Raw genomic sequence first — 24,809 nt, forward strand, 5'->3', positions numbered from 1 at the left:
CTCGGCATAGGCGAACACCTCCTCCGAGGTGCGCAGCCGCACCTCGGGTCGGTCCGGGACGGCGAACCCGCGGCTCGCGAGGAGGGACGGATCTCACCGATCGCACGGCCGCCGGTGGACGAACCCACTTCGTAGATCACGCCCAGGGCCTCGTGGGCCCCTGAGGAGGCTGCCGAGGTCGATGCGGCTGGTGAGAGTGTCGGGGTGTTCCAAGCCGAGTGTCCGGGTGCGGATCTCCAGTACCGCGCGGTTCTCCGCTTCAGCCTCGTCCAGCTCGCCAAGTCGGACCAGCATCACGGCGCGGTTGCCCCGGTCGATCAACGTAGAGGGATGCTCAGCTCCCAGGGCAGCGACGTCGGTCTGATATGCCTGCGCGAAACCGCGGGCGGCGAGGCCGTAGTGGCCGTATCCGTAGGCCAGGACTGTGATGCCTTTCCGGTCTTGCACCTCGTGAATCACATCCATCACCGGCACGACGCCCTCCCGAAGGGAGCGGGTTCGTCCGGAACTCACCTTTCACCCGGTTGGACACCCCAGTGGCATGGGAGGCAGCGGTGGGCCAGGATTGGCGGCAACTGGAGGTCGCCGTCGGTGTCACCGGGGCCTGGGCTCAGAGCAAGAAGGGCCTACCGTCACAGTGATCGACACGGACGAGCTAGCCAAGCGGAACGCCGGGTTCGCCGACCTCAAGCTCATGCCCAGTGGCAGTCTGACGGTCATGGGATGCGTCGGCCCTCGTGTCGACCCGTCCGACGTGCTCGGGCTCAAGCTCGGCGAGGCAGCGGTGATCCGCAACGTCGGAGGGCGGGTCACGCCCGCGACACTCCGGACGCTGGAGATGCTCTCGAAAGTCGTCCAGGCCCGCACGGGCGGCCCTCGCCCGGGCGACGTCCACCATGCGGTCCTGCACCACACCGACTGCGGGATCACGGACCTGGCCGCGTTCCCCGAGCTGCTGGCCGATTACTGCGAAGTTCCGGCCGGAGACCTGGACGCCAAGGCGGTCACCGACCCGGTCGCCGCCGTCCGCGTCGACGTCGAAATCCTCAAGCAGAAGCTTCCGGCCGGAGTCTTCGTCTCAGGGCTCGTGTACGACGTGGCCACCGGGCTCAGCGACGTCGTCGTCCCGCACGCGCGAGTGGAAGCATGACACCGCGCGGCGCCTGCGGCCGGTCCGGCCGGCGCGACCGCCGTGCGCCTGCGGCTTGTACCGGGATCTGCTTCCCTGGCCGGTCGTATCGGCGGGGAGGCGCTTTCTAGCATGTGCGACGATCACGGGCACTCGGCGGCGGAGGCGGCGTGGTCAGCGCCTCGTGTCGCGGAGGGACCGGCTGTCGACCCGGTGACGCTGCCCGAGGTGGACGAGGTCAGGATCACGACGATGGTCGACAACACCTTCGACGCCCTGCTGGCCTCCGCCGAAGGCGTCACCCGGGCGCCGATGGGCGCCGGGCGGACCGCCGCGCGGCAGTTCGCCGACGGCGAGGTTCGGGAGACGGACGTGTCTCGGCCCCCGTGCTGCTGTGCAGCGCGGGGGCGGAAGGGGTGCGGTCCTCGCTCCGACTCAGGTCACTGGATTCCGGTGGCGCCGGTCACCATGCGTTGATGACCGGCGCGTCGGGTTCGTGCTGCCGCCAGGTCTCATTGAGGCGCGCGAGCCGGTCCGCGGCGGCGATGCCGCGCAGGGACGCGACCTTGCCGTCGCTGACTTCGAACGCCACGGCGCCCACGACCCGGTCGTCGACCACGGCGAGGACGGCCGGAGAGCCGTTGACCAGCGCGATGTGGAACGCGGGGGAGCCGCCGGCCAGCCGCCGCTTCGCCGGAGTGGGCTTGAAGCCGGCCCGCACGTAGGAGGCGACGCGCTCGCGCGTCGTGCACCGTAGCAGCCGCCTGGCCAGTCCGGCTCCGTCCGAGACCGCGGTGGCATCGGCAGTGAGCATCGCCACCAGCCGTTCGGTGCGCCCCGACGTGGCGGCGGCGAGGAACTCCTCGACGATCCGGCGCGCGGACGCGGGGTCCACCTCGTCGCCGCCGCGACGCTCGGCGACGACCCGGCGTCGGGCCCGGTGGACATGCTGCTGGCTCGCGGACTCGGTGATGTCGAGGATCCCGGCGATCTCGGCGTGGGGGTACGAGAAGGCCTCGCGCAGGACGTAAGCGGCCCGCTCGACCGGCGAGAGGCGCTCCATGAGGGTCAGTACGGCCAAGGACACCAATTCGCGCTGCTCGAAGGTATCGGCAGGGCCGAGCATCGGGTCGCCCTCGAGGAGTGGCTCGGGCAGCCAGTCTCCGACAGCGCGCTCATGGCGCGCCTGCGCCGAGCGGAGCCGGTCGAGGCAGAGATTGGTGACGACCTTGGTCAGCCACGCCTCCGGCACCTCGATACGTTTTTGGTCCGCGGCCTGCCAGCGCAGGAATGCGTCCTGCACGGCGTCCTCGGCGTCGGCCGCCGAGCCGAGCAGACGGTACGCGAGCGAGGCCAGCCGGCTCCGGCTGGCCTCGAACCGATCGATGGCTGCGCTGTCCATGCGGAGGAGCCTATGCGCCGGCCCTCACACCGACCCGGTCAGGCGCGGTGGCCAGGCGGCGCTTGCGCTTCGGCATGCCGAAGGTCGGGTGGGCGATGCCCCACCCGGCCCCCTTGAGCACGCCCGACTTGAGCCGCGCGGCGGTCCGGCCGCCCAGGTACCAGGACTTCGACCGGACGTCCCCGTCCACCATTTGGAAGATCGCGTCCCGCCGCCCGAGGCTGATGTGGTTGCCGTGGTACTTCAGCCCGATGGTCGGGACCTCGCTGTCCGTCAGGCGCGCGACGATCGCGGCGGTCGCCTGCATGTTGGTGAAGCCGGCCGAGGCGCAGGACATCGGCAGCGGCCGGCCGTTCTCGCCGATCGCGTAGGCGCAGTCACCGGCGGCGTAGACGTCCGGGTGCGAGACCGAGCGCATGGTGCGGTCGACGACGATCTGGCCGGTCTCGGCGACCTCCAGGCCGCTCGCTGCCGCGATGGAGTGCACGGCGAACCCGGCCGACCACACGGTCACGTCGGCCGGGATGGTTGTTGCGTCGGCGGCGATCGCCCGTGTCGGCTCGACGGCTTCGATGCTGGTGTGCTCGTGGACGGTGATGCCGAGCCGGTCGAAGGCCTGGTGCAGGTGACGGCGGGCCTTCGCGGAGAGCCAGGCGCCCAGCTGGCCGCGGGCGGCGAGCGCGACCGAGAGGTCGGGCCGGGACTCGGCGAACTCGGTGGCGGTCTCGATGCCGGTCAGCCCCTCACCGACGACCAGCACGGTGCCGCCCTCGCCCAGGCCGGCCAGACGCTCGCGCAGACGCAGCGCCGAGGACAGGCCGGTCACATCGAAGGCGTACTCGGCCACGCCGGGCACGCCGTGGTGGGCTACGGAGCTGCCGAGCGCGTAGAGAAGCGTGTCGTACGCGAGTTCGCCGTCGCCGTCGCCGTCGCCGTCGCCGTCGCCGTCGCCGTCCTCGCCGGTCACGCCGACAGTCCTGCGCCCGGGGTCGACGCCGGTGACGCGCGCCAGGCGCAGCCGCACCCCGGTGCCCGCGAACACGTCGGCGAGCTTGCGGAACGCGAGGTCCTGGCCGATCGCGAGCTGGTGGAGCCGCATCCGCTCAACGAAGTCGGGCACGGCGTTGACGACGGTGATCACGGTGTCAGCGGGGGAGAGCCGACGGGCCAGGTTTCCGGCGGCGAAGGCCCCGGCGTATCCAGCGCCGAGGACGACGATGCGGTGCTTCATGGTGTTGCTCCTGTCTCGTTCGCGTGCTCCTTGAACGAGACGGCGCCCCGATTGCTGACAGGAGCCGGATGTGACGCGGGTCACCGAACTAGAACGAGAGCCCAGGGGGATGTCCACGTCCGGAAACCACAGGTCGCACTGGGCCAGCTCACCGGGCCGATAGACCGTGCGCGAGATTGGATCGACGGGAAGACAGGCAGGCCGAAGTTCCCGGATCCGGTCCTTGAGGATCGTCATACCTCCCTCCCAGCCGATCCGCTCGGCCGATCGCCGTCGCGGGCATCGTCGGGGTCTCCCGCAGCAGTTCACGGATCTGCACCTCCACCGCGTCGACAGCCGAGCCGCTGGCCGGCCGCCGGTACTGCGGCGGCCGATCGCTCGCCAGGGCACGCTTGACGGTGTTCTTCGAGATGCCCAGATGCCGTGCGATCGCCCTGATCGGCATCTGCTCGGCCCGGTGCAGCCAGCGGATCTCTGCCCAGTCCTCAACGAGGAACACCTTCCCTCCTGACCTTGATCAGCAAGACCAGAGTCAGACGAAGATCACCAAGTAGGTCACTTTGATCCGCCGCCAGAAAGCCAGCATTCAGCCGTCGCCGAGATGGGCTGCGGGGACAAAGCGCGGCCAGGCAGTCGACTTCTACCTCTACCTGTCCGCCACGATCGTCACGCTCCGCATGCTGATCCGCCGCGCCACCCCGCTCTACCGCTGGGACGGTCGCCCGACCACCAAGAGGCTCAAGTGACGCCTACTGCCGGGCCCTCTAACGTGCACCGGCACGCCCCCGGCGCGGCCGCCTCGGTCGTGGTCGAGCGCGGTCCGGACAACGTCCGTGTGAACATCCTCAACACAAGGAGCACACAAGCGGCTCCCGGCGAGACCTCGCGCTCGGCCGGTACGCGGCTGGGCCTCGTCGGAGTGCGGGAGCGCGTGACCCTGCTCGCCGGTGGCTTCTCCACCGGACCCACGCTGGACGGAGGCTTCCGGATGACAGCCGAGCTGCCTCTGCGCGAGCCGACCGGACCCGGACCGGACACCCGGCGTGCCCGGCAGGACAAGCAGGTTCGGAAGGACGAGACAGCCGCGGAGGACAGCGCACCGTCGACCGCCGCGCCTCGTACCACTGTGCCGTGGACGCAGTTCGGCCTCTGGGAGCGCCAGGCCACCTCCGCCGTGCTCGCCGTCTGCCTGGTCGGCATCGCGGTGCTGGTCGCCGTCATAGCGGCTGCTCTGCCTTGGTACTCGTCCGAGTACCGGAGCAACGTGGACAAGCCGCCCACGGATGCCGTGGCCGTCGGCATGACCCGCGAGGAAGTAGGCCGCATCATCGGCCCGGACGACGCACTGGCACGGCTGGCCGCACGATCCGTCGAGTCGTCGCCCCCGCCGTCAGCCCGCGGCTGTCTGTACGCGCAGGAATGGCCGAACCAACGTCAGGCCCGTGTCCTGCGGTACTGCTTCGTCCAGGACAGGCTGATCAGCGTGGACCGCTTCGAGATCGGCCGCGGCGACGGTCTCGAAGGCCCATAGGAGGCGACGAGTATGACCGAGCACTCGACCGGACGCATCAGAGTCCTGCTGGCCGACGACGAGGCACTCCTGCGTGCGGGCCTGCGTCTCGTCCTGGGGCACGCCGACGACATCGACGTGGTCGCTGAGGCCACTGACGGCGCGGAGGCGGTCGACCTCGCGGTCCGTCATCGCGTCGACGTGGTGCTGATGGACATCCGGATGCCGGGCATGGATGGCCTCACCTCCGCGGAGCAACTGGCCGGCCAGGCTCCGTCAGGGCGGGTCGTCATGCTGACCACGTTCGGCGAAGACGAGTACATCACCCGCGCGCTCAGCGCGGGAGCGGCGGGCTTCGTACTCAAAGACACCGGACCGCAAGAGCTCATCCAGGCGGTACGTGTTGCTGCGGGCGGCGAGGCGATCCTCTCTCCGCGTATCACCCGCAGCCTCATCGAGGACTACGTGGTCACGCATGCCCGGCGGAGCGCCGAGGCGCGCCGGCTGGTGGACTTGCTGACGGCACGCGAACGGGAGGTTCTCGTGCTGGTCGGTCTCGGTCTGTCCAACGCCGAGGTCGGCAGAAGGCTTTACCTGGGGGAGGGCACGATCAAGACGCATGTACGGAACATCCTGGCCAAGCTATCCTGCGCCAACCGCGTCCAAGCCGCGATCCTCGCCCATGAGCCGGGTCTGCTGCTGGCAGAGTGACCGGGACCGACGACTACAACACGACGAGGACGCCTGGCGCATGCCTTGGACCATGCGGTCCTGTCGCGGTGGGCTCGGCCGTCAGGCCCAAGGGGCGACGGGCTGGAAGCTGCTGTCCGCGCGGAGGAGGTCGAGGATCTGGTGTCGGACCCAGGCATCCGAGGTCGGCGACGCCTGCCGGGAGGTAATCGACCAGCTCCTGGAGATCAACGTGCTCTACCGGCTCCGCGCCGCCCAGAATCCTTGGCCTCCGGAAGAAGTACGGCGACACCAGGCTGGAGGCCGCCTGCACCAACGACGCCTGCAGAAGGCCAAGTTCGAGCAACAGGTCACCCTGGAAGAGTTCGACTTCACGGCCTCCCCGAAACTGCCCGCGGCCCAGATCCGCGACCTGGCCGCCCTGCGCTGGCTCCACGCAGGCGAATCGGGGATCTTGTTCGGTCCCGTCGGGGTCGGAAAGACACACGTCGCCCAGGCTCTCGGACATCTGGCCGTCCGCCAGGGCGCCAACGTCCGCTTCACCAAGACCAGCCGAATTCTGGCCGAGCTGGCAGGCGGCCACGCGGACCGCACCTGGGACGAGCGAATCCGCGGGCTGATCCGCCCCGACGTGCTCATCCTCGACGACTTCGCGATGCGGCAGCTCACCGCGGCCCAGGCCGACGACCTTTATGAGCTGGTCAGCGAGCGGCAGGGCCGGTCCCTGATCATCACCAGCAACCGGGCTCCCAGCGACTGGTATCCGCTGTTCCCCAACCCCGTCGTCGACGATTCGCTCCTGGACCGGCTGATCAACACCAGTCACCAGGTCATCATGAACGGACCAGCTGCCGGCCGAACAAGCGGCCCAAGAACCCGACCGACAAGCCGCCGACCGCCTAGCGTCCGGGCTGGTCGACGTTCCACTCCCGCGGCAGGGCCTCGTCACAGAAGACGCAGACGAAGTGCTCCTCACGCACGATGTTGAGCTGCTGGCAGGAGAGGCAGCGGCGGAACACCACCTCGTGCGTGAAACCGGACGGGCAAACGATCCCGGCCTGGTCCAGGGCCTCGACTACGGCCGACCACGAGCTGACGTCCGGGCAGTAGCCGGTCGACTGATTGCTGACCTCGTCGACCACCCACCGCCAGGACTCCTCGCGGAAGCCGATCTCGCCGGCACCCAGGACCGCTTCTCCACCAGCACACACCACGTGCTCACTGTGACGCGGCGCGAGACGCAGGACCCCGGCCCGATCGACAACGAAGGTGAAGGGCTCGGCCAACTCCTCCACCATCCGAGCCGAGACCCACTCGTCGAAGTCCGCCTGCGAACGCATGCTCTGCCCCTCGCCGTCCGGTCGGACGAGATTCCTCAACTCGGCCGGCCCGACATAGCGATAGCTCCACCCGCGCATGGTCATGCTCGCCAACCTAGACCCGCACTGGGGCGAGGACCTGGGGAATAACGGGCTCTGGCGCTGATCTTGTGACGCTGCCGGGTCAGGGCGTGAGGAGTATGCGCTTGCGGAGAAAGTCGACGGCGAGTAGGGCCTAACGGCAGACCGCTGCCGGCCCCCGCCACTCGTCAGCCAGGGGGGCTCGGCCTCGGTTGCTGTCGGCCGCGCAGGCCGCACTGCCTACTCCTGGTGACCCAGTCTCACGATCATGTTCGGGTGGCGCTCGCTGAGCGCCTTCAGAGCGAGCAGGCTCTTGATGCTGGGTTCGCGCTCCTGCAGGTAGGTTCCGGGCTCGACGCTGTTGTCCCAGCCCCAGCGCGTGTGGCTGACGTCACCGGTCATGAGCACCGGACCCGCCGCGGTGCGGGCGAGGTAGGAGACGTGTCCGGTGGTGTGCCCGGGGGTGAGGATCGCGAAGAACGAGCCGTCGCCGAATACGTCGTTGACGCCTTCGAGCCTTCCGCCCGGATCCTTCGTGAACTGGAGTTCCTCGAGCGGCGGCCGTCCGGCCAGGAGGTGGTTGTTCGTTCCCTGGGCGAACAGGTTCAGGAAGAGCGACGCCTCCGCCTCGTTGGCGCCGGTGTAGATGGGGACGTCCTTGGGAACGTCCGGGAGCCCGGAGACATGATCGAGGTGGAGATGGGTCATGAAGACCCCGTTCAGGGGAACTCCCTCCGCTTCGATGATCTCCACGGTGCTCTGCTGTGGGTGCATCTTCTCGATGCCGCCGTATTTCCTCAGCATCATTCCGACTCCCACGCCCACGGGGTCCTCCACCAGCCGCCGTGAAACGCCCGTGTCCACCAGGAAGAAACCCTGCGTGGGGTGCCGCACGACGTGGGCGTAGATTTTGATCGGCTCCTTGTGGTCGGTGATCCCCGCCGCAACGGCCTTCGGGTGCTTGATGTTGAGCAGCCCCGTGATGGGGGCCTCCCAGTCCGCGCCGATCGTCTTGACCTCGACCGGCCCTGGCTCGTCGATCACGGACTCCATGGCCGCCGCGCTGATCGGCGCGCCGATACGGGCAGGCTTTGCCGTGTGGGTCGTGGTCTTGAAGGTAAGCATTTTCATGGTTGAACTCCTGTTCCTTGATAACTGATAACTGGTGCAGGCCGTCCGGCAAGTGGTGAGGCCGTGGGCCCCGTTCGAGCCGACGTGCCGCTGCTAACCGACGCGCTGCTCGCGGGCGTGCGCGCCGAGGCGGGCGAGTTCCTTGCCGTAGACGCGGTGCAGCCTGCGCGGCGCGATGATCCGCTCGACGAAGCCGGCGACGCCGCTCTCGCCGTCAAAGCTGGAGGTGATGTTCACCAGCGCCTGTTCGCCGTGCGGAGTCACGGTGAACGTCGTGACGAGGCCGGAGTCGCCTGTGTCGGTATGGACCAGGGTTCGGCCCGGCTCCGGCTCGGTGACCTGCATCCGCAGCTCCCGGACGCCTCCAGCAAAGTCGATCTTGAATCGGACGGCGCCGACCGTGCCCACGCCGCTCTCCTCGACGTGGAAGTCGTAGAAGGGGGGCGGCAGGAACCGGGAGTGAAGCTGCGTGTCTGCCAGGTACCGGTAGACCTCGTCCGCGGGGGCGTCAATGGTGCGCTCGGCGGACGCGACGACGATGTGAGCCATGGGTCTGACCTCCGTGTTTGTGGGTTGAGGTGCTGGATTCTGTCTGCCGCCGCGGCGGGCTTGACGGCTGGTTCAGACCGTCTTGATGGTGCCGCCGTCGATGACGTAGTCGGCGCCGGTGATGTTGCCGGCCACGTCGGACAGCAGGAACGCGACCAGGGCCGCGACCTCCTCGGCTTCGCTCATGCGGCCGGTCGTGATGTTCTGGGACTTCGCGATCTGCTGGACGAAGTCGGCGAGGCTGACGCCCGCTGCCGCGGCCAGCTGGGCGACCGGGCCGTTGGGGTTCTCGTAGACGGTGGTGCGGACCAGGCCGGGGGAGACGGTGTTCACGCGCACGCCCTGGGGGCCGAACTCCTCGGCCAGGGACTTGCCGAGCGCGGTGACCGCCGCCTTGACGGCGCTGTAGCTGGCCGGGACGCCCAGGGGCATCCGGGCGACGGTGGAGGAGATGTTGACGATCGCCCCGCGACGCTCGATCAGGCTGGGCAGGGCGGCGCGCGTGGCGCGGACGGTGGCGAGCACGTTGATGTCGAACATGCGGGTCCACTGGGTGTCGTCGGCGTCGAGGAAGCCCATGACGGCCTCGTCCCCGCCGCCCACGTTGTTCACCAGCAGGTCGATGCCGCCCAGTTCGGTCAGCGCGCCGTCGATGAGGGCGGCGACGCCTTCCGCGGTGCTCAGGTCCGCCGGCACGGCGTGGGCGCCGGTTTCCTTCAGCTCGGGCGTGATGGTGCGGGCGGCGCCCACGACGCGGACGCCTTCGTCGATCAGGGTGCGGACGGTGGCCAGTCCGATGCCCCGGCTGGCGCCGGTGACGACGGCGGTCTTGCCCGTGAGGTTGAGGCTCCTCCGGTGCATATGACTTTAATGCTTCAAGTTATATCTATCATGGGTTGAAGCAGTTTGTTAGTCTGGAGCCCATGACGATGACGGAGGCGCAGGCGGAAGCGCAGTGGGAGCTGGGCAAGCTGGTCCACGACCTGGACATGCAGAGCAATGCGCGCATGCGTGAATGGGTGGCCGGACTCGGTCTGACCGTCGCGCAGGCCTCGGCCCTGCGCGAGATGACCGGTCCGATGACCATGCGCGAGCTGGCCGGGCGGATGAGCTGCGAACCCTCCAATGCCACCGTCGTGATCGACAAGCTGGAGAGCCTGCGGCTGATAGAGCGCCGTCCCCACCCCACCGACCGCCGGGCCAAGCAGCTTGTCCTGACGCCGGAGGGCACCGAACTGCGGGAACGGCTACTGAAGGTCCTGACCGAGGAACCCCTGTTCGCCGGCCTGACGCAGGACGAGCAGGACGCGCTGCAGGGTTTGCTCAAGCGGGCCCTTTTCCGCGATGAAGTCCTCCGGGCCTGACGGCGTCGGACAGCGGAACGCGCACGGACGGGTGTGCGAGGGGCTTGCTCGGATACCTGTGAGCGCGTGAGGGCGCCAGATGGCCTGGGCCTGGGATGGAGCAGCCCTGCCGCCGAGCGCCGATGGCAGGGCGTGACCGCGTGCGGCGGGCGGGCGCTACGCCTCGCCGTCCTCTCCGTCCGTCGATGGCTCGCGAAGGGGGCGGTACCCCGCCTGCGCGGGGCGGAAGAACGCGTTGCGGCCCAGGAAGTTGATGTGGTCGAACTGGAGCGGCGACAGGCGCGCGAGCAGGTCGTCGGTCACGGGGAAGCCGTCGGCCGCGAGCTGCTTGGCGGCGCGGTCCAGGTAGAGGCTGTTCCACAGCTCCACGGCGTTCAGGGCCAGGCCGAGCGCGCCGAGCTGGTCCTCCATGCTCTCGCGGTAGTGCTGGCGCAGTTCGCCGCGCTGGCCGAAGAAGATCCGCCGGGCCAGGGCGGTGGCGGGCCTCGGTGATGTTGAGCTGCTTGCCGATCATGCGCCGGTAGCCGTCGTCGGAGACGAACTGCAGCAGGTGCAGGGTCTTGAAGATCCGCCCGTAGTGGGCGAAGACGTCGCCCAGGCCGGTCGGGCACCCGTCGCGCGACAGCCTGCCGAGATCCGCGGCCACCGCCGCATACGTCCGCTTCCCGGCCGAGGCGCGGTAGAACGCAACGGCGTCCTTCCTGAACTCCTCCGGATACGGGCTTGCGTCCCACCTGGACATCCCTCCCTGGACCATCAAGATCCATTCTCAGGGTGCCCACTCCAAAGGGGCAGCCTCGACCGTGCGCAGGCCCATGCCCTCGGTGAGGTTGTTGGTCGGGACATCCGGTCCGTACACGCCGTAGAGGGTGCCGGAGGCGCCGCCGTGGAACTTGCCGGTGTCCGAGGCGAGGTCGACGGTGAGCGCTCCCTCGCGGACCACGGTGACGGTCGCCTGCGCGGCTTGCCCGGCCGCTGTTCCGGCCACGGTGAACGTGCCCGGCCGGGCGTACTTCTCGGCCGGTACGGCGTCCCAGGCGATCGGTGTGTCGCGGTCGTAGCCGTCGGAGAAGGTGGAGCGCACCGAGGCGGGCAGGGACGGGGCGGTCCCGGTCGTCGTACGGACCTCGAAGGACGTCTGCGAGAGCTGATCGAGGGTGGGGAGAGTTCCGACCGTGCTGGCGACCTGCTCGGCGGTGAGCGCCGAGTGCCAGACCGCGAAGTCGTCGACCGCGCCCTTGAGCAGCGGGTCCTGGTAGAACGACTTGCCGATGCAACCGGCCGCCGTGGCCGAGCTGTCCAGCAGGTCCTTGGCTTTGACCGTTGTCGCGGTGGAGGAGACCGCCACGCCGTCGAGGTAGGTGGTGACCCGGTGGGCGGTGGTGTCGAGGGTGACGGTGACCGTCCGCCATCCGTCGGCGGGCAGGGCCCCGTAGCCTGAGACCTGGGCCTCCGCGCCTCCTCCGCCGGTGGTCACGGCGGTGCGCAGCACTCCGCCGTTGGACGGGGTGGTGAAGAGGTACTTCGTGGTGTCGGTGCCCAGGTCGAAGATCCGTTGCCAGGACGACTTGTCGCCGCTCCACTTCACCCGGGCGGAGACCGTCAAGTCGGTTGCCCCGTCGAGCACTTCGCGGGGCAGACGGACATACGCGCCGTCGGAGGTGGGCGATCCGCCGGGCAGGGCCAGCGCCTTGCCGCCGTCCGTGCCCGCAACGGGCTGTGCGGTCGAGCCGTTCACCAGGGTCGCCGTCAGGCCGTTGCCGGAGCTGTCGGTGATCCTGCCGGAGGCGGGGTCGTCCTGGTCGAAGGTGTAGTGGGCGGTGGGCTGCGGCAGGTCGGCTGCCTGCGCGGGGACGGCCGGTACGGCCGGCAGGCCCGCGCCGAGCGCCAGCGCCACGGCGGCCGGGGCCCGGCGACGGGCGGATCTTTCTGCGGATGGCATGGATTGCGTCCTCAATCCTTGTGTCAGCGTACTCGAACCGGTTCGATTTTGTGGCCGACAGGGAGAAGCGGGGAGCGTCTGATCTGTGGGTGTGGGGGCTCGCCCGCCCTGAGGAGGCGGAGTCGGGGGGCCTGACTGTCGGAAGGATCACTTCATCGAACCGGTTCGGGGAAGCTAGCACTGGGGCCCTTGGCCAGCAATCCCTTCGACGCAAGGTTCCAGTGGCCATATTGCGGGTCGGGAAAGTACGGTCAGGGGTGTTGACAGGCGTTGGGGCAATTCCTACCTTCACTTCACGCGAACCGGTTCGACAACTGGCCCTCGCTCTCCGTTTCACCCCAGACCCTCAGGGCCGGCAGGCACTCTGGCTGCTGAGAAATCCGAACCGGTTCGACCTAGGAGCCACCCGTGAACATCGGTGAGATCGCACGGCGGGCTGGTGTCTCGCGGAGCACCGTGTCGTACGCGCTGAGCGGCAAGCGCCCTGTTTCGGACGACACACGCCGGAAGATCCAGGAGGTCATCGACGAGCTGGGCTACCGCCCCAACGCCAGTGCCCGCGCCCTGGCCAACGGCCGCACCAGCACCATCGGCCTGGTCTTCCCGCCGGCCGGCAACCACTACACCGGGATGCAGCTGGACTTCATCGGCAGCGTGGTGGAGGCCGCCGCCGCCCACGACTACGACGTCCTGCTCTCCCCGAGCGGCGTGGACAGAGACCGCTCGTTCCAGCGACTGCTGGGGGAGCGGCGCGTCGACGGCGCCATCCTCATGGAGATCAGACTGGAGGACGACCGGGTCGACCACCTGGCCGACCTCGGCTTCCCCTTCGTCGCCATCGGCCGCACCGCCCACCCCGAGGGCGGCTGGTGGGTCGGCCTGGACCACACCGCGCTCGCCGCGGCCTGCGTCCACCACCTGGCGGACCTCGGCCACCGCAGAGTCGCCTTCGTCAACCGGCCCGCGCAGTTGCTGCGGGCCGGATACGAGTCCGCCCAGCGAGGCCTGGACGGCTTCACCAAAGCCGCCGCCGAACGCGGGCTGGCCGTACGTACCTACTGCTGCGGGGACGACGCTGCCTCGGGCCAGGCCTGCCTGGAACAGATCCTCCACGACGACCCCGCCACCACCGCCCTGGTCACTCTGAACGAGGCCGCCCTGGGCGGTCTGTACCGGGGGCTCGCCGAGGCGGGCCGCCATGTGCCGCGCGACTTCTCCGTCACGGGCGTCGTGGCCGCCCGGTGGGCGGAGACGGTGACCCCGCAGCTGACCGCGGCCGACGTACCGGCGGAGGAGATGGGTCGGCGCGCCGTCGACCTGCTGGTGGAGCGGCTCGACCAGCCCGACGCGCCGCCCCGGCACCGTCTCCTCGCGCCGCCGATCTCGCTCCGCGCCAGCACCGGACCCGCTTCGGCCTCCTGACCGCACCCGCGTAGTTCTCGTCTCCTCACTTCACCGGACACCCGGACCGCTCGACGACGCCGTCCGCCGTGCCCGCGTCTCCTCACCACCCCGTGCCCTCGGCACCCGCATGTCCAGAACAAAGGAACCCTCGTGATGAACAGCTCCTCCAGACAGCGCCTTCTGACCGCCGCGGCCGTGACCGCGCTCGCCGTGGCCGTCACCGCCACCGCCTGCTCCTCCGGCTCCGACAGCACCGACACCAAGGGCGCCGGCGGCGGTACGTACACCATCTGGGACCCCTACCCGCAGTTCGACAAGACCTCGGCCTGGGCGAAGCTGCTCGACCAGTGCGGCACCAAGGCCCGGGTGAAGATCAAGCGGACCGGTTTCGACACCAGCGACCTGGGAAACAAGACGCTGCTGGCGGCACAGCAGGGCAACTCGCCGGACGTCCTCATCGTCGACAACCCGGTGGTGTCCACCCTGGCCGAGGCGGGCGTACTCACGACGACGGACGACAACAAGCTGGACACCTCGAAGGTCGACCCGAACCTGTTGGCGGCCGGACAGTCGGGCGGCAAGACGTATGGCACGCCCATCGGCGCCAACACCCTCGCCCTGTATTACAACAAGAAGGTCCTGAAGGCGGCCGGCGTGGACATCACCTCGGTCAAGGACTGGACGTCACTGACGGCGGCACTGGCGAAGGTCAAGAAGGCGGGCAAAAAGGGCATCACGTTCTCCGCGATCGGCACGGAAGAGGGCAGCTTCCAGTTCCTGCCCTGGTTCTGGGGGGCGGGCGCGAAGCTGACCGAACTGGACTCCTCCCAGGCCGGGTCCGCGCTGACCCTGTGGAAGGACTGGCTGAAGAACGGCTACGCCCCCAACTCGGTCCTCAACAACACCCAGACCACCAGCTGGCAGGAGTTCGCGAGCGGTGACTACGCGTTCAGCGAGAACGGCACCTGGCAGCTGGCCAACGCCAAGAAGGCGGGTTTCGACTACGGGGTACTGCCCGTCCCGGCGGCAATGGGCGGCAACGCGGCGGCCCCGACCGGCGGCGAGTTCGTGACCGTCCCGGTCCAGAAGGACTCCGGCCGCTACGCCACTTCCCAGAAGCTGGTGACCTGCCTGACCAGCACCGACAACCTCTACAACACCGACACGACGCTGTCCTACGTGGCGCCCACCAGTGACGTCCAGGACAAGCAGGTGGCCGCGACCGCCGAACTGAAGCCGTGGGTCGAGGCGGTCAAGGCGGCCAAGGGGCGCACCAGCGACGACCTGGGCACCAAGTACCCCAAGATCTCCGAGCAGTTGTGGAAAGCCGTCCAGTCCGCCCTGAGCGGCTCCAAGTCGCCCAAGGACGCGCTGTCCGAGGCCCAGTCTGCTGCCAAGTAGCCCGACCACAAGGCCGTTGATGAACCACACGACAAAGTTCCCGGACCACCGGTCCGAGCGCGTCCGGAACGGGGCTGCCGCCACCGCCCCGCCCCCGGTCAGCGGCAGGAAGCGTCGGCCCGCCTCCAGCCAGTGGGCCGCCTGGGGATTCCTGGCACCGGTGACGCTCTACCTCGCCCTCTTCTACGCCTATCCGCTCTACCGCAACCTCGACCTGAGCCTGCGCAACTACACCGTCCGCTCCTTCGTCCAGGGCGACGCCCCGTTCACCGGCCTGGCCAACTACCGCGCGGTCTTCGACAACCCGACCTTCGCCCCGGCCCTGCTGCACACCGCGGTCTTCACCGCCGTCTGCCTGCTCTTCCAGTACGCCATCGGGCTCGCCCTCGCCGTCTTCTTCAACCAGCACTTCCGGCTCTCCGCCACCCTGCGCGCCCTGTTCCTCGTCCCCTGGCTGCTGCCCCTGATCGTGTCGGCCTCCACCTGGTCGTGGATGCTCAACAGCGACTCCGGAATCGTCAACGCCGCCCTGCACGCCGTCGGTATCGGACCGGTGAACTGGCTGACCTCACCGTCCTGGTCTCTGCTTTCGGTGATCATCGCGAACATCTGGATCGGCGTGCCCTTCAACCTGGTCGTGCTCTACAGCGGCCTGCAGTCCATCCCGGCCGGCCTGTACGAGGCCGCCGCCCTCGACGGGGCGGGTGCCTGGCGCCGGTTCTGGAGCATCACCTTCCCGCTGCTGCGGCCGGTGTCCGCGATCACCTTGCTCCTGGGGCTGGTCTACACGCTCAAGGTCTTCGACATCATCTGGATCATGACCAAGGGTGGCCCGGCAGACTCGTCGACCACCTTCGCAACCTGGTCCTACCAGCTCGGCTTCGGCAACCTCCTGCCGGCCTTCGGCCCGGGGGCCGCCGTCGGCAACCTGCTCGTGGTCGCCGCACTGGCCTTCGGCCTGGTCTACGTCCGCGTCCAGAGGAAGCAGGCGCTGTCATGAGCCGAATGCGCAGGCGTACGTGGGTGAAGACCACGATCGGTATCGCGCTGACCGCGATCATGCTCTTCCCGGTGTACTGGATGCTCAACGTGTCCCTCACCCGCGACCAGGACATGCGCAAGAGCCCTCCCGACCTGCTGCCGCTTCACGGCACCCTGACCGGCTACCGCACCGTCCTCGACGAGCAATTGCCCTACCTCGGCACCAGCCTGGTCATCGGCCTGGGCACCGTCGCGCTGACCGTGCTCCTGTCCGCCCCCGCCGGCTACGCCCTGGCCAAGCTGCGCCCACGCGGCGGCGGCATCCTCAGCTTCGTCCTGCTGGCCGCCCAGATGATCCCCGGCATCATCATGGCGATGGGCTTCTACGCCATCTACCTCCAGCTCGGCCTGCTCCAGTCCGTCCCCGGACTGATCGTCGCCGACTCCACCCTGGCCGTGCCCTTCGCGGTCCTGATCTTCACCGCGTTCATGTCCGGCATCCCCGGCGAACTGCTCCAGGCCGCGCAGATGGACGGAGCAAGTCCCCTGCGCACCTTCCGCTCCGTCGTGCTGCCCATGAGCCGCAACGCCGTCGTCACCGTCTCCCTGTTCGCGTTCCTGTGGTCCTGGTCCGACTTCGTCTTCGCCAGCACTCTCGTGAACGGCGGCGCCCACGAGCCGATCACGCTCGGCATCTACCACTACATCGGCAACAACAACCAGCAGTGGAACGCCATCATGGCCACCGCCGTCGTCGCCTCCCTGCCGGCCGCGGTGATTCTCGTCCTCGCCCAGCGCTACGTCGCCGCCGGCGTGACCGCCGGCGCGGTCAAGGACTGAGCCCCCCAGCCTGCCACGACGGCTGAACCGCCTCCGCCCGCGTGTTCAGCCGACCGTCGCCCCTGCCCCAGAAACGAGTCACGCCACATGACCGCCGCCTTGTCCGGCCCGGCCTTCTCCGTCCACGACATCCCGTTCAGCACCTACGGATCCTGGTTCGACATCTCACCCGTGGTGGCGGAGAAGACGTACGCCGAGGACCTCCACCTCGTCTCGCACCAGAACGGCATGCACGGCGTCCTGCGCCTGGTTCCCGTGGATCCGTCGACGGGTGCGCGTGCCGAGTCCCGCGTCGAGGCGACCCCAGGCCTGCTCAGCTGGATCGGCTCGGCCGGGCGGATCGACCTGGCCTACGAGTCGCCGGACACCGTACGTCTGCGGGGGAGCGGGCTGGGCATGGGTGTTCATGCGGCCGCGCAGACCCTGACCCCGTTCAGCGGGACGTACTTCTTCCACGACCCGGCGGCGGACGCGCACGTGTTCACCTCCTACGAGACAGGACGCCGGTACCGCGTCACCGCAGTGTCCGGCGCGTTCATCGACACGGCCGGAACGCAGGCTCTGGGCAGCGGTGACCGCGAACTCGCCGTCACCGCGGAGGCGGACGGAGTCTGGGAGATCGCGATCGAGGAGTTCGACACCTCCCGGCCGCCCTACGCTTCCTCGGTCGCCTTTGAGAGCATCGCGGAGACCGCACGGGGCTCGTTCGCTGACTTCGTCGACGCCATTGCCCCCTGGCGCTCGTCTGCCACACCGGCGGCCGAACTCGCGGCCTACGTCGTCTGGTCGGCGACCGTACGGCCGAGCGGCCTGGTCACCCGGCCCGCCGTACTGATGTCCAAGCACTGGATGGACAAGGTCTGGAGCTGGGACCACTGCTTCAACGCCCTGGCACTAGCGCCCGGACACCCTGAACTAGCACTGGACCAGTACCACCTGCCTTTCGACCACCAGGACGACGGCGGTGCCCTGCCGGACTCGGTCACCCACTCCGAGGTCCTGTACAACTTTGTCAAGCCGCCCATCCACGGCTGGGCCTTCGGTCACCTGCGCCGTCGCCTGCCGGCCCCGCCAAGCCAGGCCGAACTGGCCGAGACATACGAGCGGCTGGAACGTTGGACCGACTTCTGGCTCACGGCGCGGCGAGTGTCAGGCACCGAACTGGCCCATTACCAGCACGGCAACGACAGCGGCTGGGACAACGCCACCACCTTCGACCCCGAACGCGTCGTCGCCACCGCCGACCTGGCCGCCTTCCTCGTCCTCCAACTGCGTGAGCTGGCCACCCTGGCGAGCGATCTGGGCAAGCCGGACGAGGCACGCCGGTGGACGCGAACCGCGGAACAGACCCAGTCGGCGCTGCTCGACCAGCTCTGGACCGGTGACCGTTTCGTCGCCCGGTCGGTCGCCACCGGGAACACCTGGAGCAGCGCCAGCCTGCTCGACCTGATGCCCATAGTGCTGGGCGAGCACCTGCCCGGCAGCGTCAGCAGCGCACTGGCCGACCACATCAAGGCCCACCTGACCCCGTACGGCCTGGCCACCGAACTGCCCACCTCACCGCACTACTTGGCCGACGGCTACTGGCGCGGCCCGATCTGGGCCCCCGCCACCGTCCTCGTCGAGGACGGCCTGCGGCGCGCCGGCCACCACCGGCTGGCCGACGACATCAGCGCCCGCTTCCGTGCCCTCTGCGAGATCCACGGCTTCGCAGAGAATTTCGACGCCCTCGACGGAACGGGCCTGCGCGACCGCGCCTACACCTGGACCGCCAGCAGCTACCTCCTCCTCGCCGAGGCATACGCACACCGAGACGGCCACTGAGCGGTCGCCTCCCGCACAGTCCCGGGACCGATCGGGCCCCGGTCCCTCCAACCCGACCCTGCAGGAGCCGCACAATGAAGTCGCCCACAACACCCCCCAGTCCTAAACCCCGCACCGGACGCCGAGCACTCTCGGCCGTCGCCGTCCTGATGGCTGCCCTGGCCACAACCCTGGTCCCCGCCCCCGCACAGGCCGCCGACACCAGCGTCACCGTCGATTTCGCCACGGCCGGCGGCGCCCCCACCTACCACGCCTCCGGAATGATCTACGGCATGACGCCGGACGGCTCACTCCCGCAGGACCACTTCTTCACGGACATCAAGTGGCACTTCATGCGAGCCGGAGGCGCGCAGCTCAACACCGGCGGCTACGCCACCAGCCTCGCCGACTACCAGACCCGCTGGAACTCGACGCTGGCCCAGTACAAGCGCACGGCCGCGCTCGGCGGCACCTTCGTGCTGCTGCCGCACGACCTGTGGGGCGCCGACGGCACCACCAATCAGTCCTTCCCCGGTGACAACGGCGACTGGACGCAGTTCGACGCCTTCGTCACCCGGCTCATCGGTGACGTCAAGGCCAACAACATGACCGTCGAGTGGGACCTGTGGAACGAGCCCGACGGCGCTGGCTTCTGGAAGCCTCCGCAGGCGCAATACCTGCAGATGTGGTCCCGCTTCTACGCCCGTGTGCGTGCCGCGTTCCCGAACCAGCTGATCGTCGGCCCCAGCATCGCCGGCCAGCCGAACTCCTCCAACACCTGGTGGACCACCTACCTCAACTACGTCAAGGCCAACAACGTCGCCCCCGACATCTACAGCTGGCACGACGAACCGGGCGACCCCGCCACCGACGTCAGCCGCGCCAACTCCACCCTCGCTGCAGCCGGGTTGACCAACACCCGGGCCTACCAGATCAACGAGTACGCCACCCTGTCCATGCAGTCCCCGGGCGGCGGCGCCTGGTTCATCGGCCGCCTGGAACGGGCCGGCGCCGACGGCCTGCGCGGCAACTGGGCCTCCGGCACCGGCCTGCACGACGACGAGGCCAACCTCCTCACCAAGAACAGCGCCGGCCAGTACCTGCCGCTGGGCGAGTGGTTCATGTACCGCTACTACGGCTCCCAGACCGGCAACATCGTCAACCTCGTTCCCGGAACGGGCACCGACGGCCTGGCGACCAAGGACAACACCGCCAAGAACGCCAGGATCCTGCTTGGCAGCAGTGGCAACACCGGAACCGTCACCGTCAACCTCACCGGCCTGAACACCACGTCGGTGGTGGAGAACGGCAGGGTGCGTGCGGTCGTCCAGCGCGTCCCGTACAACAGCGGCGCCTCCCTGGCCGGACCCGAGACGATCTCCGACACCACCCTGACCGTCAGCAACAATGCGGCCTCGGTGAGCATCCCGTGGTCGAACGCCAAGGACGGCTACACCGTCACCCTGCTTCCGCCGTCCAACTCGACCATCTCCACGGTCGCCGTCAGCGAGAACAGCGGGCAGTGCCTGGACGACACCAACCTGAGCAAGGCCGACGGCACGCAGTACCAGCAGTGGTACTGCGAGGGCGGCTACCAGCAGATGCTCGACTTGAAGCCGGTCAGCGGCAAGACGAACACCTACACCGTGGTCAACGAGCTCAGCGGCAAGTGCCTCGACGTCTCCGGGGCCTCCACCGCCGACGGCGCCGCCGTCATCCAGTACACGTGCAGCGGCGGCACCAACCAGCAGTTCACCCTCAATCCCGTCACCGCGCTGGGCAACAGCAAGGACTACCAGCTGGTCGCGGTCCACAGCGGCAAGTGCGTGGACGTCAGCAACGTCTCCACCACGGCCGGCGTCCTGGTCCACCAATGGACCTGCGACCCTGCGAGCGCCCTCGCCACCAAGAAGAACCAGATCTGGAGGCTGGCCGGCAGGAGCTGACGTACGACGCATCTACGAGTCCCCCCGCCATGCGTGGCCGTCCCGCACTCCGCCGGACGGCCACGCAGGTCTGTGCAACCACGAGGTCGGAGCACCGCTGCAGTGGCTCCCCCTCCTCCGTCTGCCTGCCGAACAGCATCATCCGACAGCACTCCGAACACAGGTGGCTGAACATCCGAGGAGAGCCCTCGCAAGTGAAGGCCCATCCGGTCGGCGATCTAGGCCGACGGGTGCCGGTGCACTGGCGCCGTCCAGTCTATCCATGAGCCGAAGGCCCCATCCGCGAACGGGGCTGTGACCAGGGATAATCGTCGTGGCGACAGCATGCCCACCCCTTGAAAGCGGGGCGCTTGTGTGCAGGCTCCTCTCACACTGACGCGTTTTGCCAGCCGTGGCTGACCAGCCCAAAGCGGGGTCTGCCAGGCGCTGCTGAGTCGTACCCTGCGTCCATGACGTTCTCCAGCGCGGACGCAGCCCGGCGTACTGCCGTCGCCCTGGAAGGCCGCATGGTGATCGATCCGACGTGGGGCGTTGTCACCGTCACCGACGTCGAGGCCGACGGAACCTGCTGGCCGATCCAGGTTGCTTTTTCGGCGGCCGGCCGACGCTGGGAGACGGCATTCGAGATCGGCGACATCGCGGACGAGCGGGAGCCGCTGCCGGAGAACTTCGGTGAGGAGCAGGCGCAGGAGATGGCGTCGCTAGCGGTCACCTGGGTCCTGGAACGTCTCGCAGCGTGAAAGGAGCCCCCGCTCGACCCATGAGGCCGACGGGGGCTTCGGCTCGTCTACAAGAGGGCAGAGGCGTGGAGATCCACGTTCAGGCGATCAACGTGGAGAAGATCGTGCAGTTCTGGTCGGAGATTCCCGGCGTAGCTCCGTCCTGTGCCGGGAGCGGCGACCTCGCCCCACAGAGCCAGGTAGACGAGAACACAACCGCCAGCCGGATCGAGGACGAGGACCTGGTCCTCGATATCTGGTCCGGCCTTCGGTTCCTGGCCCGCTACGCGCGGGATCGCGCGGCTGCGGGCGGGCCCGCGACGGTCCGGGCCGCCGTCTGGCCGGTCACCTCCGACCTCCTTGGCCGAACCGCGCCACCCGCGAAGCTTCGGCGGCTCGCTGGGAACTCACCTGCTGACCGAACCGCCCCAGGCGGAGTCCGTCTTCGACATCGACGATCTTGCCGAAGACGGACCAGCTCTGATCGCGGCCACTTCCGTCCTCGCGGCTGGACTGATCCAGCGCTTCGGTTACCGAGAGACCCTCCAGAGTTCGAGGCCCTGTTCGACCACGGATGATAAACGCCAAGCTAAGACATCATTTGAACAGTGCCTACAGCCACGGAAATGTTGATCAAAACCAAGACGCCGTACATGAAGTTCTTTGGTTTCGTGGATCCAGGCCTAAAAAGAAGAACGCATGCAACTATCACATTGGCCACATCTATCAGAAGAATAACGCGTCCGGTCATCGCTGTTCCGGGTTCCTGCAGCGTTCCATCCATTAACATCCATGGATACAGCAGCGCACAAAAGACACACCAGATCAGAAAGCCCGCAAAAGCCAGATTTTGGCGAAATTCCCTCCGGCGGGCGGAGGCGCGGATACGGCGAACGGAGTCCGGCGTTGCCGTTACAGGACGGTTCGAGATCGACCGAGGCATCAATGGGGGTTGGGTTTGGATTTGACCCTGTGGCGACCCTGAACTCGAACTGGCCGTCGCATTCTCTCCTGTGCCAGAATCCTCCCTCGTACCCCTTCGGCGCTCGCTTATCATGAATATTTGATCCGCTACGCCGATGACAGCAACGATTAACGAGGCGACACCGATCAAGACATCAGGCGACATGGCGCCAATATGCCTCTATCGCATAGACCTAGCAATGAGTAGAACACGATCCGTCGAGTGAAGAATTCGGCGATCTACTCGAAGCGCACAGTCTTCCCTACCCAGGGGCATTGCAGGAAGTGGATCGGTTCGGTTCGTGTGCTTCGTCCGTGACATTGCGTCATGTCCCGTTCTGAGGCCGGGAAGCAGCGCAGACACGGCGTCGGTGATCATGTGGTTGTCGAGACCCATGAGAACCGAACGAGACCGCGCCTGCCCCTGCATCATCCCCCATGCCCGTCGCGCTGGAGCACCTGGCCCACGCTCCTTCTTCTGCGCCCCTCATCGATGCAGCCGGTCTGCGTCCCTTCCTGGACGCGGTGCCCGACCCACGGGATCGCAGGGGCCGCCGGCATCCGCTCTCCGCGTTACTGGCTGCGGCAGCAGCTGCCGTGCTGGCCGGCGCGCGCTCCCTGACTGCGATCGGTGAGTGGATCACGGACGCACCGCGCTGGGCCGTGCACGTCCTCGGTTTCGCCCCGGATCCCCTGACCAGGCAGGTGGTGGTACCGCACGAGGCGACGGTGCGCCGTCTGCTCGCCCGTCTGGACGGCGATGCGCTGGATGCCGCGATCGGCGCCTTCCTGTCCACACGGACCGTGGCGATCTCGCTGCTGGCCGCGATGGCGCACAGCGGAGAGGTCCTCGCCCAGCGCCAGGTCGCTGACAAGAGCAACGAAATCTCCTCCTTCGCCCCGCTGTTGAACGGCGTCGACCTCACCCATGCCGTGGTCACGGCGGACGCCCTGCACACCACAGTCTCCGCAACCTGGCCGTCGGCCTCCATCGGCAAGGCGGCCAGAAGAAGATTGCAGCCGCCCTCCGACGAACGGCCCGCGACTACCGTCGGCCCCTGGTCCTCCTCGGCCTCACCGGATGAAACCAGACAAGATCACTTCACGCAAAGACCCTGGGGCGGTGGCGGCTATGAGGCCTGACCCCTGTCTGGTTCTCCGCCCCGAGTCAGGAAGCGTAGGCAAGGTAGGAGCCGACTGTGAGGCCCGAGAAAGTGATGAGCTGGCGGGGTTTGAGGCAGCTGAACGCCGCGTGCATCGTGACGCCGACGCCGACGCCGACGCCGACGCCGACGGCGACGGCGTACGGCGTGGTCTGCGGGATCAGCAGCGCGATGGCAGGGCGATCTCGGCGAGGATGACGGTGACCGCGACCAGGTGCCACAGGCGGATGTCACGGGTGGTGAGGTTGCCCGTGTGGCGGTGGACGAAGTCGGTGCTGGCGGGGGTAGGGGAGCTGGTCCTTGAGCTGGGTGTAGGTGTGCATCCACTGGGCGAGGTAGAGGCCGGTGCGCCACTGGCGGGAGCGGAGTTTCTGGAAGGCGCTGTTCCAGTACAGATCGGTGGTGACGAGCGCCAGGAGGGCCCGGGCCCAGGTGTTGGCCGTGCTGGGGTGGTGCTCGATGGTCAGGCCGTGGCCGAGGTCTCCGGCGGTTAGGAGGCACACGCCGGTCAGGAGAGTGAAGCGGACGGCGCTGGGGCTCTTGAGGTAGAGCAGTTCCATGGCGGCGCCGGCCAGTACGACCAGCAGCGCGAGGCGGGGGACGAGCCCGGCGGCCAGGGCGGCGGCGGTGGTGCGGGCGATCAGTGCGGGCCGGTAGACGCCGGCGAGGATGCGGCCGCGTCTGGGGCCGAAGCGTTGTTGCGTGAGGTTCAGACTGAGTGATCCGGACGCGAACCGCCTCCAGCCGCCCTGGCCGATGGAGAGGGCGAACCGCAGGGCGAGGACGGTGCCGTAGACGACGCGGAACAGCTGGAGCCGTCCGGGGTCGGTGGGGCTGCGGAAGCCGGACGTGAGGGCCTCAAAGAACCACACGGCTGTCCCTCACCTCGATCGGCTGCTCGCCCTTGACGGACAGGACACGGCCACTGCCGTCGATCCGGTCGTACCGGCCGGTGCGGATCAGGTGGGCGATGAACGTCTGCAGCTGGGGCGGGGGAAGCAGGCACGTGCCCGGCGAGAGGAACACGTACGGGTTGACGGGCTCGGCGCGACCGTCCTTGGTGCCGGTGAGGGCGACGATCACGAAGGTGCCCCGGGAGAACAGGGGATAGCGCATCCAGCGGCCGGGCCTGTGGGTGAAGTTGCAGAGCATCCATGCCACCAGGGCCGCGGTGAGGGCGAGTTGGGCAGCGGACAGTAAGGCTGCGGGCATGACGGGGGCCACCTCCGGGACGGGAGGGA

The 24,809-nt window shown here is 68.4% G+C and carries 25 protein-coding genes and 4 pseudogenes; 15 read left to right on the forward strand and 14 right to left on the reverse strand.

Annotation, left to right across the window (positions count from 1 at the left end):
* Positions 1-93 precede the first annotated feature (93 nt).
* A complete protein-coding gene (locus ACIPSA_RS42210) occupies positions 94-465 on the reverse strand; it encodes a tetratricopeptide repeat protein (RefSeq protein ID WP_402645302.1) in 372 nt (123 codons plus the stop codon).
* 172 nt (positions 466-637) lie between these two features.
* Here ACIPSA_RS42210 and ACIPSA_RS42215 point away from each other — a divergent pair, with 172 nt between their 5' ends.
* Positions 638-1,150, forward strand: coding sequence for a carbonic anhydrase (locus ACIPSA_RS42215; protein ID WP_402645178.1), 513 nt, complete (start codon positions 638-640; stop codon positions 1,148-1,150).
* Between the two features lie 111 nt (positions 1,151-1,261).
* Complete coding sequence (locus ACIPSA_RS42220) at positions 1,262-1,606, forward strand: hypothetical protein (RefSeq protein WP_402645180.1); 345 nt, start codon at positions 1,262-1,264, stop codon at positions 1,604-1,606.
* On the opposite strand, the gene ACIPSA_RS42225 is transcribed toward ACIPSA_RS42220, so the two are convergent.
* The 3 genes and pseudogenes from ACIPSA_RS42225 to ACIPSA_RS42235 all read right to left on the reverse strand — a co-directional run.
* A complete protein-coding gene (locus ACIPSA_RS42225) occupies positions 1,593-2,531 on the reverse strand; it encodes a sigma-70 family RNA polymerase sigma factor (protein WP_402645183.1) in 939 nt (312 codons plus the stop codon). The two genes, ACIPSA_RS42220 and ACIPSA_RS42225, sit on opposite strands and share 14 nt — an antisense overlap.
* A gap of 10 nt (positions 2,532-2,541) precedes the next feature.
* The gene (locus ACIPSA_RS42230; protein WP_402645305.1) at positions 2,542-3,762 is read right to left on the reverse strand and encodes an NAD(P)/FAD-dependent oxidoreductase; all 1,221 of its coding nucleotides are present in this window, start codon (positions 3,760-3,762) and stop codon (positions 2,542-2,544) included.
* A gap of 99 nt (positions 3,763-3,861) precedes the next feature.
* Positions 3,862-4,261 (reverse strand): annotated as a pseudogene (locus ACIPSA_RS42235) (helix-turn-helix domain-containing protein); the annotation flags it as partial.
* Positions 4,262-4,379: 118 nt separating this feature from the next.
* Here ACIPSA_RS42235 and ACIPSA_RS42240 point away from each other — a divergent pair.
* The 4 genes and pseudogenes from ACIPSA_RS42240 to ACIPSA_RS42255 form a co-directional block, all read left to right on the forward strand.
* A pseudogene (locus ACIPSA_RS42240) lies at positions 4,380-4,508 on the forward strand (IS5/IS1182 family transposase); the annotation flags it as partial.
* The gene (locus ACIPSA_RS42245; RefSeq protein ID WP_402645185.1) at positions 4,505-5,293 is read left to right on the forward strand and encodes a hypothetical protein; all 789 of its coding nucleotides are present in this window, start codon (positions 4,505-4,507) and stop codon (positions 5,291-5,293) included. The pseudogene ACIPSA_RS42240 and the gene ACIPSA_RS42245, both read left to right, overlap by 4 nt.
* 12 nt (positions 5,294-5,305) lie before the next feature.
* Entirely contained in the window at positions 5,306-5,983 is a 678-nt protein-coding gene (locus ACIPSA_RS42250; RefSeq protein WP_402645187.1) for a response regulator, read from the forward strand.
* A gap of 52 nt (positions 5,984-6,035) precedes the next feature.
* Complete coding sequence (locus ACIPSA_RS42255) at positions 6,036-6,950, forward strand: ATP-binding protein (RefSeq protein WP_402645307.1); 915 nt, start codon at positions 6,036-6,038, stop codon at positions 6,948-6,950.
* Here the strand turns inward: ACIPSA_RS42255 and ACIPSA_RS42260 are convergent.
* The 4 genes from ACIPSA_RS42260 to ACIPSA_RS42275 form a co-directional block, all read right to left on the reverse strand.
* On the reverse strand, positions 6,862-7,386 hold the full coding sequence (locus ACIPSA_RS42260) for a hypothetical protein (RefSeq protein WP_402645190.1): 525 nt from the start codon (positions 7,384-7,386) through the stop codon (positions 6,862-6,864). The genes ACIPSA_RS42255 and ACIPSA_RS42260 overlap by 89 nt on opposite strands.
* Positions 7,387-7,602: 216 nt before the next feature.
* Positions 7,603-8,493, reverse strand: coding sequence for an MBL fold metallo-hydrolase (locus ACIPSA_RS42265; RefSeq protein ID WP_402645192.1), 891 nt, complete (start codon positions 8,491-8,493; stop codon positions 7,603-7,605).
* Positions 8,494-8,586: 93 nt separating this feature from the next.
* Entirely contained in the window at positions 8,587-9,042 is a 456-nt protein-coding gene (locus tag ACIPSA_RS42270) for an SRPBCC family protein (RefSeq protein ID WP_402645195.1), read from the reverse strand.
* 72 nt (positions 9,043-9,114) lie between these two features.
* Positions 9,115-9,903 carry an oxidoreductase gene (locus tag ACIPSA_RS42275; RefSeq protein WP_402645198.1) on the reverse strand — a complete coding sequence of 263 codons (789 nt, stop codon included), beginning with the start codon at positions 9,901-9,903 and terminating at the stop codon, positions 9,115-9,117.
* A gap of 68 nt (positions 9,904-9,971) precedes the next feature.
* Here ACIPSA_RS42275 and ACIPSA_RS42280 point away from each other — a divergent pair, with 68 nt between their 5' ends.
* Complete coding sequence (locus tag ACIPSA_RS42280) at positions 9,972-10,406, forward strand: MarR family winged helix-turn-helix transcriptional regulator (RefSeq protein WP_402645310.1); 435 nt, start codon at positions 9,972-9,974, stop codon at positions 10,404-10,406.
* Positions 10,407-10,562: 156 nt separating this feature from the next.
* On the opposite strand, the gene ACIPSA_RS42285 is transcribed toward ACIPSA_RS42280, so the two are convergent.
* The 3 genes and pseudogenes from ACIPSA_RS42285 to ACIPSA_RS42295 form a co-directional block, all read right to left on the reverse strand.
* Complete coding sequence (locus tag ACIPSA_RS42285) at positions 10,563-10,877, reverse strand: Tn3 family transposase (protein WP_402645313.1); 315 nt, start codon at positions 10,875-10,877, stop codon at positions 10,563-10,565.
* 13 nt (positions 10,878-10,890) lie between these two features.
* Positions 10,891-11,052, reverse strand: a pseudogene (locus ACIPSA_RS42290) (Tn3 family transposase); the annotation flags it as partial.
* A 153-nt stretch (positions 11,053-11,205) separates the two neighbouring features.
* Positions 11,206-12,348, reverse strand: a pseudogene (locus ACIPSA_RS42295) (LamG-like jellyroll fold domain-containing protein); the annotation flags it as partial.
* Between the two features lie 408 nt (positions 12,349-12,756).
* Here ACIPSA_RS42295 and ACIPSA_RS42300 point away from each other — a divergent pair.
* From ACIPSA_RS42300 to ACIPSA_RS42335, 8 genes are all read left to right on the forward strand, one after another.
* Positions 12,757-13,770, forward strand: a complete 1,014-nt coding sequence (locus ACIPSA_RS42300) for a LacI family DNA-binding transcriptional regulator (protein WP_402645201.1) — start codon at positions 12,757-12,759, stop codon at positions 13,768-13,770.
* Positions 13,771-13,905: 135 nt separating this feature from the next.
* The gene (locus ACIPSA_RS42305; RefSeq protein WP_402645203.1) at positions 13,906-15,153 is read left to right on the forward strand and encodes an extracellular solute-binding protein; all 1,248 of its coding nucleotides are present in this window, start codon (positions 13,906-13,908) and stop codon (positions 15,151-15,153) included.
* Positions 15,154-15,172: 19 nt separating this feature from the next.
* On the forward strand, positions 15,173-16,153 hold the full coding sequence (locus tag ACIPSA_RS42310) for a carbohydrate ABC transporter permease (protein ID WP_402645205.1): 981 nt from the start codon (positions 15,173-15,175) through the stop codon (positions 16,151-16,153).
* A complete protein-coding gene (locus ACIPSA_RS42315) occupies positions 16,150-16,974 on the forward strand; it encodes a carbohydrate ABC transporter permease (RefSeq protein WP_402645207.1) in 825 nt (274 codons plus the stop codon). Before ACIPSA_RS42310 ends, ACIPSA_RS42315 begins: the two co-directional genes overlap by 4 nt.
* An 87-nt stretch (positions 16,975-17,061) precedes the next feature.
* The gene (locus tag ACIPSA_RS42320; protein ID WP_402645209.1) at positions 17,062-18,798 is read left to right on the forward strand and encodes an amylo-alpha-1,6-glucosidase; all 1,737 of its coding nucleotides are present in this window, start codon (positions 17,062-17,064) and stop codon (positions 18,796-18,798) included.
* A gap of 74 nt (positions 18,799-18,872) precedes the next feature.
* The gene (locus ACIPSA_RS42325; protein WP_402645212.1) at positions 18,873-20,723 is read left to right on the forward strand and encodes an RICIN domain-containing protein; all 1,851 of its coding nucleotides are present in this window, start codon (positions 18,873-18,875) and stop codon (positions 20,721-20,723) included.
* Positions 20,724-21,172: 449 nt separating this feature from the next.
* On the forward strand, positions 21,173-21,463 hold the full coding sequence (locus tag ACIPSA_RS42330) for a hypothetical protein (protein WP_402645214.1): 291 nt from the start codon (positions 21,173-21,175) through the stop codon (positions 21,461-21,463).
* A 1,380-nt stretch (positions 21,464-22,843) separates the two neighbouring features.
* Entirely contained in the window at positions 22,844-23,548 is a 705-nt protein-coding gene (locus ACIPSA_RS42335) for a transposase family protein (protein ID WP_402645217.1), read from the forward strand.
* A gap of 25 nt (positions 23,549-23,573) precedes the next feature.
* Here ACIPSA_RS42335 and ACIPSA_RS42340 read toward each other — a convergent pair whose 3' ends face one another.
* From ACIPSA_RS42340 to ACIPSA_RS42350, 3 genes are read right to left on the reverse strand one after another with little or no spacing between them, the layout of a single operon-like run.
* Complete coding sequence (locus ACIPSA_RS42340) at positions 23,574-23,789, reverse strand: hypothetical protein (protein WP_402645220.1); 216 nt, start codon at positions 23,787-23,789, stop codon at positions 23,574-23,576.
* Positions 23,790-23,798: 9 nt separating this feature from the next.
* Entirely contained in the window at positions 23,799-24,440 is a 642-nt protein-coding gene (locus tag ACIPSA_RS42345) for a hypothetical protein (protein ID WP_402645223.1), read from the reverse strand.
* Positions 24,427-24,780, reverse strand: a complete 354-nt coding sequence (locus tag ACIPSA_RS42350; protein ID WP_402645226.1) for a hypothetical protein — start codon at positions 24,778-24,780, stop codon at positions 24,427-24,429. Before ACIPSA_RS42350 ends, ACIPSA_RS42345 begins: the two co-directional genes overlap by 14 nt.
* Positions 24,781-24,809 lie beyond the last annotated feature (29 nt).

Origin of the sequence: Streptomyces sp. NPDC086549 (assembly GCF_044746205.1) — a bacterium.
Lineage (GTDB): Bacteria > Actinomycetota > Actinomycetes > Streptomycetales > Streptomycetaceae > Streptomyces.

Bases quoted from the DNA above. Each gene is read 5' to 3' on its own strand.
- ACIPSA_RS42210 (WP_402645302.1), bottom strand. From the start codon at position 465: ATGGATGTGATTCACGAGGTGCAAGACCGGAAAGGCATCACAGTCCTG.
- ACIPSA_RS42220 (WP_402645180.1), top strand. From the start codon at position 1,262: ATGTGCGACGATCACGGGCACTCGGCGGCGGAGGCGGCGTGGTCAGCG.
- ACIPSA_RS42225 (WP_402645183.1), bottom strand. From the start codon at position 2,531: ATGGACAGCGCAGCCATCGATCGGTTCGAGGCCAGCCGGAGCCGGCTG.
- ACIPSA_RS42230 (WP_402645305.1), bottom strand. From the start codon at position 3,762: ATGAAGCACCGCATCGTCGTCCTCGGCGCTGGATACGCCGGGGCCTTC.
- ACIPSA_RS42250 (WP_402645187.1), top strand. From the start codon at position 5,306: ATGACCGAGCACTCGACCGGACGCATCAGAGTCCTGCTGGCCGACGAC.
- ACIPSA_RS42255 (WP_402645307.1), top strand. From the start codon at position 6,036: ATGCGGTCCTGTCGCGGTGGGCTCGGCCGTCAGGCCCAAGGGGCGACG.
- ACIPSA_RS42260 (WP_402645190.1), bottom strand. From the start codon at position 7,386: ATGACCATGCGCGGGTGGAGCTATCGCTATGTCGGGCCGGCCGAGTTG.
- ACIPSA_RS42265 (WP_402645192.1), bottom strand. From the start codon at position 8,493: ATGAAAATGCTTACCTTCAAGACCACGACCCACACGGCAAAGCCTGCC.
- ACIPSA_RS42270 (WP_402645195.1), bottom strand. From the start codon at position 9,042: ATGGCTCACATCGTCGTCGCGTCCGCCGAGCGCACCATTGACGCCCCC.
- ACIPSA_RS42275 (WP_402645198.1), bottom strand. From the start codon at position 9,903: ATGCACCGGAGGAGCCTCAACCTCACGGGCAAGACCGCCGTCGTCACC.
- ACIPSA_RS42280 (WP_402645310.1), top strand. From the start codon at position 9,972: ATGACGGAGGCGCAGGCGGAAGCGCAGTGGGAGCTGGGCAAGCTGGTC.
- ACIPSA_RS42305 (WP_402645203.1), top strand. From the start codon at position 13,906: ATGAACAGCTCCTCCAGACAGCGCCTTCTGACCGCCGCGGCCGTGACC.
- ACIPSA_RS42310 (WP_402645205.1), top strand. From the start codon at position 15,173: ATGAACCACACGACAAAGTTCCCGGACCACCGGTCCGAGCGCGTCCGG.
- ACIPSA_RS42315 (WP_402645207.1), top strand. From the start codon at position 16,150: ATGAGCCGAATGCGCAGGCGTACGTGGGTGAAGACCACGATCGGTATC.
- ACIPSA_RS42320 (WP_402645209.1), top strand. From the start codon at position 17,062: ATGACCGCCGCCTTGTCCGGCCCGGCCTTCTCCGTCCACGACATCCCG.
- ACIPSA_RS42325 (WP_402645212.1), top strand. From the start codon at position 18,873: ATGAAGTCGCCCACAACACCCCCCAGTCCTAAACCCCGCACCGGACGC.
- ACIPSA_RS42330 (WP_402645214.1), top strand. From the start codon at position 21,173: ATGACGTTCTCCAGCGCGGACGCAGCCCGGCGTACTGCCGTCGCCCTG.
- ACIPSA_RS42335 (WP_402645217.1), top strand. From the start codon at position 22,844: ATGCCCGTCGCGCTGGAGCACCTGGCCCACGCTCCTTCTTCTGCGCCC.
- ACIPSA_RS42350 (WP_402645226.1), bottom strand. From the start codon at position 24,780: ATGCCCGCAGCCTTACTGTCCGCTGCCCAACTCGCCCTCACCGCGGCC.